The organism is Leisingera sp. NJS201 (assembly GCF_004535885.1).
Lineage (GTDB): Bacteria > Pseudomonadota > Alphaproteobacteria > Rhodobacterales > Rhodobacteraceae > Leisingera.
Window position 1 is genome coordinate 3,178,974 of record NZ_CP038234.1, and the last position, 16,027, is coordinate 3,195,000.

The 16,027-nt window shown below is 58.1% G+C and carries 13 protein-coding genes, 1 tRNA gene and 2 rRNA genes (1 of these 16 running past the window's edge); 12 read left to right on the forward strand and 4 right to left on the reverse strand.

Features of this window, described 5'->3' with window-relative positions:
- The first annotated feature begins 48 nt into the window (after positions 1-48).
- Together thrC and ETW23_RS15500 are read left to right on the forward strand one after the other, a co-directional pair.
- Positions 49-1,446 (forward strand): threonine synthase, encoded by a 1,398-nt coding sequence (gene thrC, locus ETW23_RS15495; protein ID WP_134830533.1) that lies wholly within the window; start codon positions 49-51, stop codon positions 1,444-1,446.
- A gap of 164 nt (positions 1,447-1,610) precedes the next feature.
- On the forward strand, positions 1,611-2,231 hold the full coding sequence (locus tag ETW23_RS15500; protein WP_167738131.1) for a hypothetical protein: 621 nt from the start codon (positions 1,611-1,613) through the stop codon (positions 2,229-2,231).
- A 132-nt stretch (positions 2,232-2,363) separates the two neighbouring features.
- On the opposite strand, the gene ETW23_RS15505 is transcribed toward ETW23_RS15500, so the two are convergent.
- Positions 2,364-3,281 carry a LysR family transcriptional regulator gene (locus ETW23_RS15505; protein WP_134830535.1) on the reverse strand — a complete coding sequence of 306 codons (918 nt, stop codon included), beginning with the start codon at positions 3,279-3,281 and terminating at the stop codon, positions 2,364-2,366.
- 176 nt (positions 3,282-3,457) lie between these two features.
- Here ETW23_RS15505 and ETW23_RS15510 point away from each other — a divergent pair, with 176 nt between their 5' ends.
- From ETW23_RS15510 to ETW23_RS26815, 10 genes are all read left to right on the forward strand, one after another.
- Entirely contained in the window at positions 3,458-4,777 is a 1,320-nt protein-coding gene (locus ETW23_RS15510; RefSeq protein WP_254695214.1) for a lyase family protein, read from the forward strand.
- Positions 4,774-6,267 carry an aldehyde dehydrogenase gene (locus tag ETW23_RS15515; protein WP_134830537.1) on the forward strand — a complete coding sequence of 498 codons (1,494 nt, stop codon included), beginning with the start codon at positions 4,774-4,776 and terminating at the stop codon, positions 6,265-6,267. The genes ETW23_RS15510 and ETW23_RS15515 overlap by 4 nt, the downstream gene beginning before the upstream one ends.
- A 51-nt stretch (positions 6,268-6,318) precedes the next feature.
- A complete protein-coding gene (locus tag ETW23_RS15520; RefSeq protein ID WP_134830538.1) occupies positions 6,319-7,416 on the forward strand; it encodes an aldo/keto reductase in 1,098 nt (365 codons plus the stop codon).
- Positions 7,417-7,489: 73 nt separating this feature from the next.
- Complete coding sequence (dddP, locus tag ETW23_RS15525) at positions 7,490-8,827, forward strand: dimethylsulfonioproprionate lyase DddP (protein WP_134830539.1); 1,338 nt, start codon at positions 7,490-7,492, stop codon at positions 8,825-8,827.
- Between the two features lie 95 nt (positions 8,828-8,922).
- Positions 8,923-10,593 carry a BCCT family transporter gene (locus ETW23_RS15530; RefSeq protein ID WP_134830540.1) on the forward strand — a complete coding sequence of 557 codons (1,671 nt, stop codon included), beginning with the start codon at positions 8,923-8,925 and terminating at the stop codon, positions 10,591-10,593.
- A gap of 298 nt (positions 10,594-10,891) precedes the next feature.
- Entirely contained in the window at positions 10,892-11,329 is a 438-nt protein-coding gene (locus ETW23_RS15535) for a hypothetical protein (RefSeq protein ID WP_134830541.1), read from the forward strand.
- Positions 11,330-11,743: 414 nt separating this feature from the next.
- Positions 11,744-12,031, forward strand: a complete 288-nt coding sequence (locus ETW23_RS15540) for a hypothetical protein (protein WP_134830542.1) — start codon at positions 11,744-11,746, stop codon at positions 12,029-12,031.
- A complete protein-coding gene (locus ETW23_RS15545) occupies positions 12,031-12,807 on the forward strand; it encodes a hypothetical protein (protein ID WP_134830543.1) in 777 nt (258 codons plus the stop codon). Before ETW23_RS15540 ends, ETW23_RS15545 begins: the two co-directional genes overlap by 1 nt.
- Positions 12,741-13,870 (forward strand): IS3 family transposase gene (locus ETW23_RS15550; RefSeq protein WP_134828802.1). Its coding sequence is split into 2 segments (ribosomal slippage): positions 12,741-12,975 and positions 12,975-13,870, totalling 1,131 coding nucleotides; the frame shifts between segments, so codons are not numbered across the junction. The genes ETW23_RS15545 and ETW23_RS15550 overlap by 67 nt, the downstream gene beginning before the upstream one ends.
- Positions 13,871-13,926: 56 nt before the next feature.
- Positions 13,927-13,998 (forward strand): hypothetical protein, encoded by a 72-nt coding sequence (locus tag ETW23_RS26815; RefSeq protein WP_134831340.1) that lies wholly within the window; start codon positions 13,927-13,929, stop codon positions 13,996-13,998.
- A gap of 145 nt (positions 13,999-14,143) precedes the next feature.
- On the opposite strand, the gene ETW23_RS15560 is transcribed toward ETW23_RS26815, so the two are convergent.
- The 3 genes from ETW23_RS15560 to ETW23_RS15570 form a co-directional block, all read right to left on the reverse strand.
- Positions 14,144-14,220, reverse strand: a tRNA-Met gene (locus ETW23_RS15560).
- 46 nt (positions 14,221-14,266) lie between these two features.
- A 5S ribosomal RNA gene (gene rrf / locus ETW23_RS15565) occupies positions 14,267-14,381 on the reverse strand.
- Between the two features lie 222 nt (positions 14,382-14,603).
- Positions 14,604-16,027: ribosomal RNA gene (locus ETW23_RS15570) — 23S ribosomal RNA — on the reverse strand (it continues 1,419 nt past the right edge of the window).

Here is a 16,027-nt window from a genome sequence, read left to right on the forward strand (position 1 = left end):
TGCTGAAGCCTTGCTAAGTCCACAATATTGGAAATCCAGGGGAATGCTATGCTCTACTCCAGCACTCGCGGGAACGCACCCGCTCGATCCCTCCGGGAATTGCTAAGCCGTGGCACTGCTGAGGATGGCGGTCTTTACGTGTCCGAGACCTGGCCCGAACTCACGCCCGGCGAACTGACTACGCTGGGCGGGCAGCCCTACGACCAGATTGCATCGGATGTTCTGGCGCTGTTTGGCGGAGCCGAGTGGCAGAAGGGCGATTTCACCGCAGGCATAAAACATGCACTGGCCGGTTTTGAACGCAATGATGGCCCGCCCCTGACCCGCCTGAATGACCAGCTATGGAGCATGGAGCTATTCCATGGTCCCACACTCGCCTTCAAGGATTACGCCCTCGCTCCTCTGGCGGAAGCGATCGACCGGGAACTCGCACTCACCGGCAAACGGGCTACAGTACTCTGCGCAACGTCCGGAGATACCGGCGCAGCTACGGCTAACGCCTTTGCGGGGCGTTCGCGCGCCAATGCAGTAATTCTGTTTCCGGAGGGCCGCGTATCTGACGTGCAGCGCAAGCAGATGACCTGCCTGGGAGCAAAAAATGTCCAGGCCATCAGCGTTCGGGGAGACTTCGATGACTGTCAAAGCATAGTCAAGAGCCTGTATCAAAGCGAAGCCGCTGAAAAATATAGCTACACGGCTGTGAATTCGATCAACCTGGCCCGGATCCTCCTTCAGACGTCCTATTACATTTACGCTTCGGTGAAGATCCACAACGATTGCGGCCAGCCTGTGAATTTCGCTGTGCCGAGCGGAAACTTCGGTAATATCTTTGCGGGCTATATCGCCAAGCAAATGGGTGCTCCCATCGGGAAGCTGATCGTCACGTCAAACGAGAATGACGTCCTTCCTCGGCTGTTCAGCACTGGACGGATGTCGAAAGCCGAGACGATTCCAACAATCTCACCCAGCATGGACATTCAGGTTTCAAGCAACTTTGAACGCATGCTGTGGCTTTTGAAAGGACGCGACGGGAACGCAACGCGCGACATGCAAAAACAGCTGGCTGAACAGTCTTACTACGAACTCACGCAAGCCGAGCGTTCCGCACTGACCGAGAACTTCGGAGCGATGAAATGCGGCAAAGGCGACGCCCTGGACACCATGCGCCAGCTCCACAAGCAGTTCGGCAAGATCATTTGCCCGCATTCAGCAACCGGATATTTCGCGGCAGATCAGCTGAAGGCAACGCTTGACGGTCCCATTGTTGTCGCTGAAACAGCCCATCCGGCAAAATTCCCGACGGCTGTCGAAGAAGCGCTCGGCAAACTTCCGGATACGCCTGCGCGGCTGATGGACCTGTTTGCCCGTGAAGAGGAGTTCGCAACCGTCGATCCGACGGTTGAAGCGGTGCAAAGCGTGATCGACGGAAAATTCGGAACGCCATGAAACTGACGTGCTTGCCCCCGGAGGTTCAATCTCTTCTGAATGAACCGCGTGACATCCTCTTGATCGGGATGTCGGGAATCGGAAAAACGCTCCTTTCGAGCTATTTGAACCAATCTGGGGCGTGGCACTATGTGTCGGTAGACGCCCAAATCCAAGAGCGGTATTTGCGCGAGCAGATTCTTGATGTCTTCAATGCCGAGGTCAGCAAGGGTGCAATGCTGTCCAAGCTGCAGGAACTGGGCATTCTCAGCCTGGACAATGAATTGTGCAAGGACACGCTTGCGCCTTTGACGTCCTATTTGGGGATGCCCGGCAACCCGGACAAAGGCGGGATCGAATTCAACGAATATGTGAAACGGCAAAACTTGCATCGGCTGGCTGAACGCACGGCGGTCGAGGACCTTCTTCGGCTAGGTGCCGATCAGCCAATTCTGGCTGATTCCAGCGGATCGTTCTGCGAATTGTTCACTGCCGGTGACCCCACATTTGCTGCTTTGAAAGACAGGTTCCTTGTCGTGTCGCTGAGGGAGAACGACGAACTCGTCAACAATCTGATAGCGAGATATGTTGAGAATCCGAAACCGATTTACTATCCGCCTGACCTGCTTTCTGAATACTGGGGTGAGTTTTCGGCTGCGGTTGGAAACCAGGACAGGAATGTCGATCCGAGGAAGTTTGCGCTCTGGTCGTATAAGAAGTTGGTTTCTGTCAGGCGGGACAAGTTTGCGGACCTGGCTAAGCACAGTGACATATCTATTCCCGCCGCAAATTTGCGATACGCCTAAGGGCTGCAGCCCTGACGAGCCGTGCTCTCCCCTTTTCCGGATGCCTTTACCTGCGCACCTCCAGCGGCATCTATCCGCCGCTGGCCTTGTTCCTCCAAAAGCACACGACTTAATGCGAGGCAACTGCAGTTTCTAGAACGCGCCCGCCGTTAGGCCCGCCACGCCTCTGAGCCACCGAAAGAACTGCACCGAGCGGGTTTTGGCTTGTTGCTCTTCTGAAATCTCAAGCCAGTATCCGTTTGGCCCAACCACAGTTGTTGGAGAAATCTGGACAAGGCTGCCTGCGTTGAGTTCATATTCAATCATATTGCGGTCGACCACGGCGACGCCGACCGAATTTTTGGCTGCCTGAATGGCAAGCTCAAGCGTTGCAAATTCCATGGATGTCCCGCTGGGAATATCCGGGTTGTCCGGCTCAAGTGCCAGCCAGTCCTCCCACAAAGGAAAGCGCACACCTTTGTCAAAGACATGCAAAAGGCAGCTGGCGCGCATGGCCTCACGGTCCTCAAAAAGTGCCGGCGAACAGACGGCAATGTGCTGTTCCACCAGCAGCTGCACATGTTCGGATCCTGCGGTGGGATGTGCGCCAAATTGAACGACGCAATCCATGCGGATATCAGGCCATGGCTCGGTGTGGACGGCCAATTCAACACCCGGAAACCGTTGTGGGTAGGATGACAGGCGCCGTGTCAGCCAACGGGACGCCAAGGTGGGTGGCGCCAGCAGGTTGATTTTATGCCGTTGAAGGGATCCGGTGGCTTCGCCCACGGCGTTTTCCAGAAGGCCAAATGTCTCGAAAATCCGCTGATGGAAGACCCGGCCCTCTTCCGTCAACGAAATGCTGTTGCCGACCCGATCAAACAGCTTGAGATCCAATGCATCCTCCAGCGCTCTTATCTGCCTGCTAACAGCGCTCTGGGTGACGCCAAGCTGCTTGGCCGCGCCGGTAACGCTCAGACAGTTGCCAACAACCGAAAAGGCCCGGAGCGAGGTGAGACTTGGGGAATTATTCATTGGTGCGATGCGCAAGCCGCTGTGGAATAGTGCCATGCAACTTAGTCAGTTCTCGCGCCAACGTCATTACAAAAAGGAATGCTTATTCCTTTTTGTAATTTGCCTGAATCCCTGAATTTCACCAAAGACACGCCACGACAGCTCGACACGAGGGAGGCGTGGTGTCCGTGGATCACTTCAGGACGGAGCATGATACCCTTGGCTCGGTATCTGTGCCTGCGAATGCCCGCTATGGCGCTCAAACACAGCGCTCCGCAGAACTTTTCCCCTTATTTGGCGCGCAAAAGTTATCTGCTTATCCACAGTTGATCGAGGCGATGCTGCATGTCAAACGCGCGGCTGCGCAGACCAACGTGTCCATCGGAGCCATGCCGGAGGACGTGGGAGAAGCGATCAGCGCGGCCATAGACCATTTGTTGACACAGCCTCTGGGGGCAGATTTCCCCATACATTCATTTCATGGAGGTGGCGGGATCGGCATCAACATGAACGTCAACGAAATGCTGGCCAATCTCGCCAACCATCAGCGATTTGGCATGTCTTTTGGCAGCAACGCACCGCTGCATCCGAATGATCACCTTAACCTCAATCATTCCACCAGCGACGGCCTGTCCACCGCCTGCCACATCGCGGCCCGTGCCGCCTGGGCGGAGCTGGAAACCGAGCTGCTGGGACTGGTGAATGACCTCGAACAGTGCGCTAAACAGATGGGGGACCAGCCCAAACTGGCGCGCACCTGCCTGCAGGATGCGGTGGATATTCGTGCCGGGGACTATTTCGGCGGGGTTGCGCATAATCTGCGCAAGCTGACGGCGCGCGCCGGCGCAGACGCCAGCGATCTGGCAGCCGTGAACCTGGGCGGCAATATCATCGGGCGGCCTGATGATTGTGACCCGGATTTCTTCAATCAGGTCATCCATCAGTTGAATACGGTTCTGGAACAGGCAGGCCTGGCCCATGATCTGCGCCGCACCGACAATCTGTTTGCCGCGTCGCAAGCTCATGATCCGCTGCAAAACCTGGCGTCGTCGCTGGAACAGATCGCCCGGACACTTATCCGGTTTGGCGGGGATCTGCGGCTGATGGCGTCAGGGCCCAATGCAGGCTTTGGCGAAATCCGCCTGCCGGTAAAGCAGCCCGGCTCATCGGCCATTCCGGGCAAGATCAATCCGACGATCCCCGAATTCACTATGCAATGCGCCATGATGGCCTGTGGCCGCGCGGCGACGGTGCGCATGACCCAGGATCACGGGGAACTGGATTACAACCCGTGGCAGATGCTGGTCGTGATCGCCCTGCTTGACATGATTGCCCTGTTGCAGAGCGGGGTGTCCTCGCTGCGCCGCAACTGTGTGCAGGGGCTGGAATTGAACTCCCAGCGCAACACCGAAAATGCGCAAGGGCTGGGCCCGAGCCTCATGCAGGTCAAACGCAAATATGGCTACAGCCGTGCCTCGGCCGTAGCGAAACAGGCCGCGGGCGATGTGTCCATCGTTCGCGCAGCTCTTTCCGGAATAGAGGAAGTACAATGACACTCGATGCAGATCTGAGCTGGGCCAGAACCTGGCTGAAGGCAGAAAAGAAGCAGTATATCAACGGCCAGTGGGTGGCCGGTGCAGGTCAGGCTTGGGATGTGAAGAACCCCGCCACAGGCGAAACCCTCAGCACCATCGCGCTGGCCGATGCGGGTCAGGCGGATGCCGCCGCAGCTGCCGCCCACCGCTGCCATCAAAGCGATGTCTGGAGCCGCAAGACCACCCGCAAACAACGCGCCGATGTGCTCAATGCCATCGCCCGGCTGATCCGCGAGAACACGCAAAAGCTGGCTATTCTGGAAAGCCTGCCGAACGGCAAGCTGCTGTCCGAGGCCATGGTGGACGACATCCCGACCTGCGCCGAGATCTTCGAATACTACGCCGGCTGGACCGACAAGTTCTACGGTGAGGTCTCGCCGGTTGAAGACGGGTTTCTGAACTTCACCAACAAGGAACCCGTGGGCGTCTGCGCCCTGATCGCACCGTGGAACTTTCCGCTCTATCAGGCCAGCCTGAAAATCGCGCCTGCGCTGGCCATGGGCAACACGGTGGTGATGAAACCCTCCGAATACACGCCGCTGGCCACGCAATTCCTGTTCGAACTGATCGACCGAGAGCTTGACCTGCCCGCCGGGCTCTTGAACCTGCTGGTTTGTGACGGGCCGGTGGCCAACCACCTGACGGTCAGCCGCGACGTCCACAAGGTGTCCTTTACCGGCAGCACCAATGTGGGCCGTCAGATTGTGCAGAACTCGGGTCAATCTAACCTTAAGGCAGTGACCCTGGAACTGGGCGGCAAATCGCCTTGCATCATCTTCGACGACACGCCGGATCTGGACGCAGCGATCGACCGCGCCTTTACCGTCATGTTCTCGCACAAGGGCGAGAAATGCTCCGAGCCGACCCGCTTCCTGATCCAGAAAGGCAGCTATGACTATGTCATGAGCCGCCTGATCGAGAAGGCCGAGGCGGTGCGCTGCGGCGATCCGCTGTCCGCAGATGCGCAACAGGGCCCGCAATGCAACGCGGCGCAGTTCAAGCGCATCATGGATTACATCGAAATCGGCAAAGGTGAAGCCGAACTGGTCGCTGGCGGCCATGCGGATCAGCGAGGTGACAACGCCAACGGCCTGTTCATCCGCCCGACAATTTTTGCGAATGTACCGGGTTCCGCACGCATTGCCCAAGAGGAAATCTTTGGGCCGGTTCTGTCCTGTACGCCATTTGATACCGCAGAGGACGCTCTGACCCTGGCCAATGACACCACCTATGGCCTGGCCGCCGGGGTCTATACCGGCAACATCAATGTGGCGCACCGAATGGCGGATCGCCTGGATGCGGGCATGATCTTTGTGAACCGCTATGGCTGTTACGGCCTGTCCAGCCCGTTCGGCGGATTCAAGGAAAGCGGCTGGGGCAAAGAAATGGCCATCCATTCGCTGAGTTCCTACACCAAAACCAAAGGAGTCTGGATCGCTTACGGGTGATCCTCCTCCGACCTCTCCACCATCAATTCATTCACTAGGAAAGACTGTAGAATGAAATACACACGCCTTGGCAATTCGGGCCTGCGCGTCTCTCGGCTGTGCCTTGGAACAATGAACATGGGTTCCAAGGATTGGAAGCCGTGGATCTTTGACGAAGCCGAAAGCGAGCCGCTGATCGGCCACGCACTGGACAACGGGATCAACTTTATCGATCTGGCGGACTTTTACTCGGCGGGCGAAGGCGAAGCCGTGGTGGGCAATATCCTGCGCCGCCTGGCGCGCCGGGATGAGCTGATCCTGACAACCAAACTGGGCTACCAGATCGGTCAGGACGTGAACTCTTATGGGACGTCGCGCAAGCATATCCTCGATGCCATCAATGGCTCGCTGCAGCGCTTGAAGATGGATTACATCGATATCTACATGCTGCACTACTTCGATACCGAAACCCCGGTCGAAGAAACCATGGAAGCGCTGAACGACGTCGTGCGCAGCGGCAAGGCGCGGTATATCGGCGTGTCGACCATGTACACATGGCAATTCGCCAAGATCCTGAATGTCTGCGAAAAAAATGGCTGGACCAAGCCGGTCAACATGCAGCTTCAGCTGAATTGCGCCTACCGTGAAGAAGAGCGCGAAATGATCCCCTACTGCATGGATCAGGGGATTGGTGTGTCGTCCTTCAGCCCGCTGGCGCGGGGCACCCTGGCCAATGATCCCGACTCGACCCGCAACAAGACCGACTTCTTTACCGCGCAGATGTACAATGACCAGGCGTCCTATGACATCGCCTGTTCCGTGCAGCGTGTGGCCGAGGCCAAAGGCATCACTTCCTCGCAGGTGGCGCAGGCCTGGGTTCTGCGCAAGTCAGAGATTTCGTCGATGCTCGTCGGTGCGGACAGTGTTGCCCAACTCGACACCGCCTTTGCGGCGCTTGAGACAGAACTCGATGCAGAGGATTTGCACGAGATCGAACGTAACTACACGCCCTGTGACCTGATCAACGACTACACAGCGGAAAAGCGCACCCCGCGCACCCCGCGTGCAGCCATCGGCAAATATGCCGGCCAGACACCGGAAAACCACGACCTGAGCATCCCGTGTACGGCCATCGGCCAATACGCGGATCAGGCGGCAAACGTGGCTTGATCCACTGCCCGCGTGCCTCAAGCACGCGGGCATGTTTTCGCATGTCTCCAAGCTTCTGAAAGGGATGCACAGAATGAACTCGCATTACAGGGATCACCGGAAGATCGACCCAAGCCAGGGCGCACGCCTTGGCGACGGGACGGAAAATGACGGCAACCGGGTCGAGATCGGACCAACGGCGCTCGCCCATGCCGAATGGCGCGAGGCGGGTCTGGAACTGCCCGACCTGGCCGAGATGCGCAAAGCCCGCCATAAGCGCCTGACCGACGCCATCGTCGCGCGCGGCTATGGCGGCCTTCTGATGTTCGACCCTTTGAACATCCGCTACGCAACCGACACGACGAACATGCAATTGTGGAACACCCACAACCCGTTCCGGGCCTGCCTGCTCTGCGCCGACGGTTACATGGTTATCTGGGACTACAAGAACGCGCCGTTCCTGGCCGAGTATAATCCGCTTGTCCGCGAGAGCCGGTCCGGCGCGGACATGTTCTATTTCGCACGCGGCGACCGGATCGGCCCGGCGGCCGACGCCTTCGCCGCCCAGGTGGCGGACCTGCTTGCCACCCACGCACCGGGCCATACTCAGATCGGCATCGACAAGATCCAGCCTGCCGGATTGGACGCGATCCGCCGCGCGGGGTTGGAGTATCGCGACGGCGAGGAAGTCACCGAACGCACGCGGGGAATCAAGACCGAGCACGAGCTGCGCGCCATGCGCTGCGCCATCCATTCCTGCGAACGCGCCATGGCCGCAATGGAAGACTTCGCGCGCACCGAGATTCCGAACGGCGGGGTGACCGAAGACGACGTCTGGGCCGTTCTGCATGCCGAAAACATCAAACGTGGCGGCGAATGGATCGAAACACGGCTGCTCACCTCGGGGCCGCGCACAAACCCCTGGTTCCAGGAATGCGGGCCTCGGGTCATCTCCGAGAATGAGATCCTCGCTTTCGATACTGATCTGATCGGACCTTACGGCATCTGCGCTGACCTCAGCCGCACATGGTGGATCGGCGACGACCTGGCGCCGGCCCATATGCGCGAGAGCTATGCCGAGGCCGTCGAACACATCCGCTACAACACGGCGCTCCTGCAGCCTGGCCTCCACATGGAGGACCTGACCCGCTCATTGCATGTGCTGCAGGACAAGTATCAGGCGCTCAAATACTCCTCGCCGATGCACGGGGTGGGGATGTGCGATGAGTGGCCTCTGATCGCCTATCCCGACCGTCTGGTGGAAGGTGCCTTCGACGCCGTTCTCGAGCCCGGCCTGACGCTGTGTGTCGAGGCGCTGGTGGGCGAGGTCGGCGGGGACCACATGGTCAAGCTGGAGGATCAGGGCGTGGTGACCGGCAGCGGGTTCGAGACGATCTCAACCTATCCGCTCGACGCGCGCCTGATGGGCTGAGCAACCCAGTCAGAGTTTGCAATGCGCAAATCCCGCCAGCAAACCCCAAACACAGTCTGCTGGCGGAACAGTTTTCACAAACCAGGGAGGAAAGTATGAAACCACCTTTAGGAGAATTGGACATTCCAGTTTCGGAGAGCGGCTTTTACGCCGGGTTTTCGAAAAACGTGGCCGTTGGCGCCAAGCTGCTCGTCACGGCGCTGATCGTATGGGCCGTAGCCTTTCCCGAGAGCGCTTCATCAGCGCTGGGATCCCTCAACACGCTCATTCTCGGAGTGTTTAACTACTGGTACATCTATGCAGTAGCCTTCTTCCTCATCCTTTGCCTGGTGCTGGCGCTCCTGCCGGTCTCCGGCCGCTTGCGGTTGGGACTAGACGGTGAAAAGCCGGAATTCTCGAATTTCTCATGGTTTTCCATGATGTTCAGCGCGGGTATCGGGATCGGGATGCTGACTTTTGCGACCGCTGAACCGATTTACCATTTCCAGAACAACCCCAACGTGATCATGGGCGAAGTTGCCGGCACCTCGGCAGAAGCCGTGCGCTCGGCCTATATCTGGTCCTTCGCGCATTGGGGGCTGTCGGCCTGGGGCGCATATGCAATTGCCGGGCTGGCCTTTGCCTATTTTTCCTACCGCCGCAATCTGCCGCTGACGGTGCGCACTGCATTGATCCCGCTGTTTGGCAAGTCGCTTTCGGGGCCGCTGGGGCATTTGGTCGACATCGTGTCGGTGGTCGCCATTGTTTTGGGCATTGCGCAGACGCTTGGGTTTGGTGTGGAACAATTCGTGGCCGGCCTGGCACGCATTGGCGTCGGTGACTGGCTGCTGGTGGCCGACGGAAACGGCGGCCAGAAAGCCTCTTTCGCTGCGATCCTGTTCGCCCTTTTGGTCATTGTCGGCGCATCTACGCTGTCGGCCCTGTCCGGTGTCGGTCGCGGAATCAAATGGCTGTCGAACCTGAATATGGGGTTGAGCTTTTTCCTGTTGGCGTTCTTCCTGATCTTCGGATCCACGATGTTCGCTCTCGAAGTGTTTTTCGTCGGCATCTGGGACTACCTGCTCGCGCTGCCGGAAATCAGTTTCACCGTGTGGTCTGATGATGGCACCGAGAAGGGTGCGGCTCTGGCCGGATGGCAAGGCGGCTGGACAGTGTTCTATTGGGCCTGGTGGATTGCCGTGACGCCGTTTGTCGGCCTGTTCCTGGCCCGGATTTCGCGCGGTAGAACAGTGCGTGAATTCATTCTTGGCGCGATGATCATTCCGTCGATCATGTGCTTTATCTGGTTTGCCTTTATCGGCGGAACGGCCATTGATCTGGAACTGAGCGGCGCGGCCGAAAACGCGATCCTGGGCGTTGGGATTTCCGATCAGCTCTATGCCACACTTGCGGTCCTGCTCAGCGACGGGCTGACCTGGGTTTTCTCGGTTATCGTCGTCGTATTGCTGCTGACCTATCTGGTGACATCCGCGGACTCGGCTGTGTTGATCATCAACACCATCAACGCGGCCGGTGACGATGGTCCAAAGGCGCGCCCCCATATCATCTTTTGGGGTATAGCGCTGGCATTGGTCGTTGGCGCCCTGCTCGTTGTCGGTGGCCTGAAAGCCATTCAAACCGCGATGGTCATCGCCGCGTTGCCGTTCAGCTTTGCGATGGTACTGATGGGCTTTGCACTGATCAAGGCGATCATCAACGATAGTCGCCGGAACGCGGCAGGAGTCGCATCGACAGTGGATGATGAGGATCCGTTACCGGCTGAGTAACGGCACACAATACTCCCAGAGCGCCCGCATGACCTGTTGCGGGCGCTCTTTCTGCAATCAATCTGGGGAGGGCTTTGTCAGGTTCTCTGCTCGATGAAGGCGGATTTTTGCCCCGACAGCCGCACACCAGGTCCGCACGCATTGGCAACGAACTCCGGCCCATAGCACGTCGGGAAGATTAGCCGCTGAGAGGCTATGGCCACGCGCGCAGCCCTCAATTCGCGCAGCGGGTAGCCATAACCGGGTCTCAGGTCTCAACAGTGGTTTTGTGTAAACCACACCGCTGAGGAGGCCGGGTATGACCGCCACCTATTCTACTGCGCCGACCTTACTGGTCGCCATCGACATTTCCAAACACCGCCACGAAGTTCTGATCGGTGATCCCGGCAAGAAGCGCCGCCGCCACAGCCGCTCGATCCAACTGAAACTGACCTGCCAGACTGGATCTCGCAGCAGCACGGCGCCCCCCCCGATATCGGTAGCTGCCATCTTGCCGGACCAGCTCGGTCATTTCAGCAACCAGTCAGCCCTGGTATTCCCGCCCCCTTGGACGATGCCGCTGCGCCACCGGCGGGCACATGTTGAGCGCTTGATGCGGACGTGTGTGGTTGTATTGCCTGACGCATCAATCAATGACGATCTGCGCCTGTTTTGTGGTCTTCAACCGTTCGGCATTGGGCATCTCACGGCGAAGCGTTCCATTGAAACGTTCGCTGTATTCGTTCTCCTAGGGTGATCCCGGAAAGATCCGAATTGGGGTCACACCGACCTTCTCGAGCCAGCTCCGGGTTGCCTGGGATGCAAACTTCGGGCCGCAGCCGGTTTCGAGGGTGTGCCGTGACCAGATGCGGAAGCGCATAATTGTCCCGGTTGCGTCAGGCGTATTATCGAGCTCAGGATTTCTCCCGTGCGTTAGGACCTAAGCATCAGGGCCCTATTTCTCCGCGCTGAATGCCAGCTGGCCGCATCGGTAAGGAGCACGGCGCAGAAACATTTGAATAGGGTTTTCCACATTCCCGTTGTCTCCGGCCATCCCGATTTTCGCCTTCTTGGCCTATATTTGTCCAGATATCGGAGATCAGCAGGACTGGGCCTGAACACGCGTTTGCGCGAACGGGAAAGGCTTGCCCCAGGAACAGAAGGACAGGTCATGACCGAACGCAGGACCCACATGGTCAAGTTCCGCTTGAGCGAGACTGAGAATCAGCAGCTGGAACAGCTTGCCAGGCAGAGCGGCTTTGCAACAAAAGCAGGTTATCTGCGCCATGCAGCGCTGGAGGCAGGCGGTGGTGATGCGGCCCTTGCAGAGGAGATCGGAAAACTCGGCCTGGCGGTCAACGCGCTGCATGGCCGCGTTCCCGCCTCCCGGATCGGCCGTCTCGCCAAAGCAGTCTGCCAGCTGGCCGAGGCTTTGGCCATGCGCGGGGCGGAACGCTGATGCGCCCCTACATGACCTTCCACAAAACCGCCCAAGCCGCCGTCGCTTATATCTTCGACGATGGCGCTGAGATTATTGGCGGCACGATCCCGGTGCTGCCCCGGCGTCGGCTTAGTCAGTATCTCGACCATCTCGCGGCGGGTCATGACATCATTCATATGACCCTGTCCTTGCCCGAAGGCTTGCGCGCAAGTAGCGGCCAATGGACCCGGATTTTCCTGACGGCGCTGCGCGAAACAGGTTTCCCGGAATTCGCAACCCCATGGCTGGCCGCGCGTCACCCCGGCAAAAGTTGCGACCATGTCCATTCGGCCATCGTATCCCGGACCTTTTCGGGTTGGGTGGTCAGGCCGCGGGTGTCCCGAAAAAACACCGACCGGGTGCATGGGATGCTGGCACGACATCTGGGCCTCGAAAAGCCTGTGTATTTCGACCCGAAGATCCCCGATCTGACCCCGCCAGTGCCGCAGCGGAACCTGACCACCGATCTCCGCCGCCAGTTGCATACCGACCTCGACTCAGTGTTCCGGCATCAGCAGCCACGGTCCTTCCCCGAGCTCGACGCCGCCATGGAACTAGCCCCCGGTGAGTTTCGGCGCACCCGGGTCCTGAACTCGCACAGGACCAAAAGCGATCTCTGGGTGAATGGACCTGCTTCACTTTTGTTCCGGTTTTCTGCGAGCAATGCTCGCCATAGAGGAGACCGGAAATGGCACCCAAACACAGTGACGATTTCAAACGCGAAGCGGTTCGGATCGCGACAAGCAGCGGGCTGACGCGTCGCCAAGTCGCGTCGGATCTGGGGGTCGGCCTTTCGACCTTGGGCAAATGGATACGTCAGTTCTCGGACGATCCTTCTACCGCGACCCAGGATTCTGAGCTTCGGCGCGAGAACGAACGCCTACGCAAAGAAAACCGCATTCTTCGGGAGGAGAGGGAGGTGTTAAAAAAGGCGGCAATCTTCTTCGCGGGTCAAAAGCAATGAGATTTCAGTTCATTGCGGATTACCGCGGGGATTTGCCACGCAGCCATTTGTGTCGCCTGATGCAGGTGACGGATCGTGGTCTTCGGGCCTGGCGGCACAGGCCGCCGTCACGCCGCCAACGTCGGGATATGGTGCTCTTGGCGCATATTCGAGAGCAGCATCGCTTGAGCCTGGGCAGCTACGGTCGTCCGCGCATGACGCAGGAACTCAATGAACTGGGCATCCATGTCGGGCAACGCCGTGTGGCGCGGATCATGCGTGATAACGGCATCCAGGTGCTGCGCAGCCGCAAGTTCAAGCGCACGACCGACAGCAATCACACCTTCAATATCGCGCCCAACCTGTTGCGTCAGGATTTCACCGCAAGCGCCCCGAACCAGAAGTGGGCGGGAGACATCACTTATATTTGGACCCGCGAGGGATGGGCCTATCTTGCTGTGATCATCGACCTCTATTCGCGACGGGTGATCGGCTGGGCCCTGAGCAACCGCATGAAACAGGATCTGGCCTTGCGCGCTTTGGACATGGCGATTGCCCTACGAAAGCCGCCCCCGGGCTGCATCCACCACACTGATCGCGGCGCCCAATACTGTGCCCACGAGTATCAAAAGCGTCTGCGCAAGCACGACTTGGTGCCGTCGATGAGCGGAAAGGGAAATTGCTATGATAATTCGGCCGTCGAGAGCTTCTTCAAGTCGCTGAAGGCCGAATTAATCTGGCGCCGGACCTGGCAGACCCGCAGAGAGGTCGAACTGGCCGTCTTCGAATACATCAACGGCTTCTACAACCCACGCCGACGGCATTCGGCCATCGGCTGGAAATCACCCGTGGCTTTCGAAAAGATCGCCGCCTAACATGAGCTACACACCGGAACGAAAACGGTGCAGGTCCAGTCGGCGTCGGAAAGTGGATCGAGTTCTACAACCGAAAACGCCCACATTCCGCCCTTGGCGGCAAACCCCGGCCGTGGTCTATTGGCTGAGAAAACACAAAACCCAACCCGATCAGCAGGAGCAGAGAGTAGCTTAAATTACGCCAGAACCTGTCCAACAATTGGGGAGTAGCTCACACGAAGAAGGCCCCGGATGGTAGATCCGAAGCCTTTGATATGTCAGGTTAATTAGTGTTGGTTGCGGGAGCAGGATTTGAACCTGCGACCTTCAGGTTATGAGCCTGACGAGCTACCTGGCTGCTCCATCCCGCGTCAGGTTTTTTTGAGACCGTATTGAGAGATTATTGGATTTTACTAGGTTTGGCGGTGACCTACTCTCCCAGGGCTTGAGCCCAAGTACCATCGGCGCGACAGTGCTTAACTTCCGGGTTCGGGAAGGGACCGGGTGTTTCACTTGTGCTGTAGCCACCAAACCAAGAAAAATCCAATTCCGACGGCCTTGCGAAGCAAGGCTGGCGAGCGGCAGGCAGCGTATTTGCTTCAGCAAATGCGCGAGATGCCGCCCGGTTGCTGTGTCACCGCCGGGTGGCGGCAGGCACGGGCAACTTGCGTCGGTTACAATCAACGTTGTCCAAGTCTTGCACTTGGGATGTGTTTGCTTGTTTGGTTTTGAGTAACACTGTCTGTTACTGGATCAAATCAAGCCTATCGGGCGATTAGTACCGGTCAACTGAATGCATTGCTGCACTTACATCTCCGGCCTATCGGCGTGGTGGTCTTCCACGGCCCTCAGGGATACCTTGTTTTGAGGGGGGCTTCCCGCTTAGATGCCTTCAGCGGTTATCCTGTCCGAACATAGCTACCCTGCACTGCTGCTGGCGCAACAACAGGTCCACCAGTGGTTCGTTCACCCCGGTCCTCTCGTACTAGGGGCAACTCCTCTCAAGTATCCTACACCCACGGCAGATAGGGACCGAACTGTCTCACGACGTTCTAAACCCAGCTCACGTACCTCTTTAAACGGCGAACAGCCGTACCCTTGGGACCTGCTCCAGCCCCAGGATGAGATGAGCCGACATCGAGGTGCCAAACACTGCCGTCGATATGGACTCTTGGGCAGTATCAGCCTGTTATCCCCGGCGTACCTTTTATCCGTTGAGCGATGGCCCTTCCACTCGGGACCACCGGATCACTATGGCCGACTTTCGTCTCTGCTCGACTTGTCAGTCTCGCAGTCAGGCTGGCTTCTGCCATTGCACTCAACGAGCGATTTCCGACCGCTCTGAGCCAACCTTCGCGCGCCTCCGTTACTCTTTAGGAGGCGACCGCCCCAGTCAAACTACCCGCCACGCAGGGTCCCGGATCCGGATAACGGACCGCGGTTAGATATCAAGAGTGCGAAGGGTGGTATCTCAAGGGAGGCTCCACCGCGACTTGCGTCACGGTTTCGATGCCTACCACCTATCCTGCACATCACAATCCTGATACCAGTGCGAAGCTGTAGTAAAGGTGCACGGGGTCTTTCCGTCTAACCGCGGGAAGCCTGCATCTTGACAGGCAATTCAATTTCGCTGAGTCGATGTTGGAGACAGCGGGGAAGTCGTTACGCCATTCGTGCAGGTCGGAACTTACCCGACAAGGAATTTCGCTACCTTAGGACCGTTATAGTTACGGCCGCCGTTTACCTGGGCTTCAATTCGGAGCTCTCACCCCTCCTTTTAACCTTCAGGCACCGGGCAGGCGTCAGACCCTATACGTCGTCTTGCGACTTCGCAGAGCCCTGTGTTTTTAATAAACAGTCGCCACCCCCTGGTTTGTGCCCCCGGATTCCACTTGCGTAGGACCCGGGCCTCCTTCTCGCGAACTTACGGAGGTATTTTGCCGAGTTCCTTCAACATCGTTCTCTCAAGCGCCTTGGTATTCTCTACCTGTCCACCTGTGTCGGTTTAGGGTACGGTCTGATGGAGGGCTATTTCCAGGGACTGATCAGCAGCCCATTCAATCCGATAAGGATGAACTACCTTCACAATCCGTCACATCCTCCTGGCCCACGAATATTAACGTGGTTCCCATCGCCTACGCCTTTCGGCCTCGGCTTAGGGGCCGGCTTACCCTGCTC

Bases quoted from the DNA above. Each gene is read 5' to 3' on its own strand.
- thrC (WP_134830533.1), top strand. From the start codon at position 49: ATGCTCTACTCCAGCACTCGCGGGAACGCACCCGCTCGATCCCTCCGG.
- ETW23_RS15505 (WP_134830535.1), bottom strand. From the start codon at position 3,281: ATGGCACTATTCCACAGCGGCTTGCGCATCGCACCAATGAATAATTCC.
- ETW23_RS15515 (WP_134830537.1), top strand. From the start codon at position 4,774: ATGACACTCGATGCAGATCTGAGCTGGGCCAGAACCTGGCTGAAGGCA.
- ETW23_RS15520 (WP_134830538.1), top strand. From the start codon at position 6,319: ATGAAATACACACGCCTTGGCAATTCGGGCCTGCGCGTCTCTCGGCTG.
- dddP (WP_134830539.1), top strand. From the start codon at position 7,490: ATGAACTCGCATTACAGGGATCACCGGAAGATCGACCCAAGCCAGGGC.
- ETW23_RS15530 (WP_134830540.1), top strand. From the start codon at position 8,923: ATGAAACCACCTTTAGGAGAATTGGACATTCCAGTTTCGGAGAGCGGC.
- ETW23_RS15535 (WP_134830541.1), top strand. From the start codon at position 10,892: ATGACCGCCACCTATTCTACTGCGCCGACCTTACTGGTCGCCATCGAC.
- ETW23_RS15540 (WP_134830542.1), top strand. From the start codon at position 11,744: ATGACCGAACGCAGGACCCACATGGTCAAGTTCCGCTTGAGCGAGACT.
- ETW23_RS15545 (WP_134830543.1), top strand. From the start codon at position 12,031: ATGCGCCCCTACATGACCTTCCACAAAACCGCCCAAGCCGCCGTCGCT.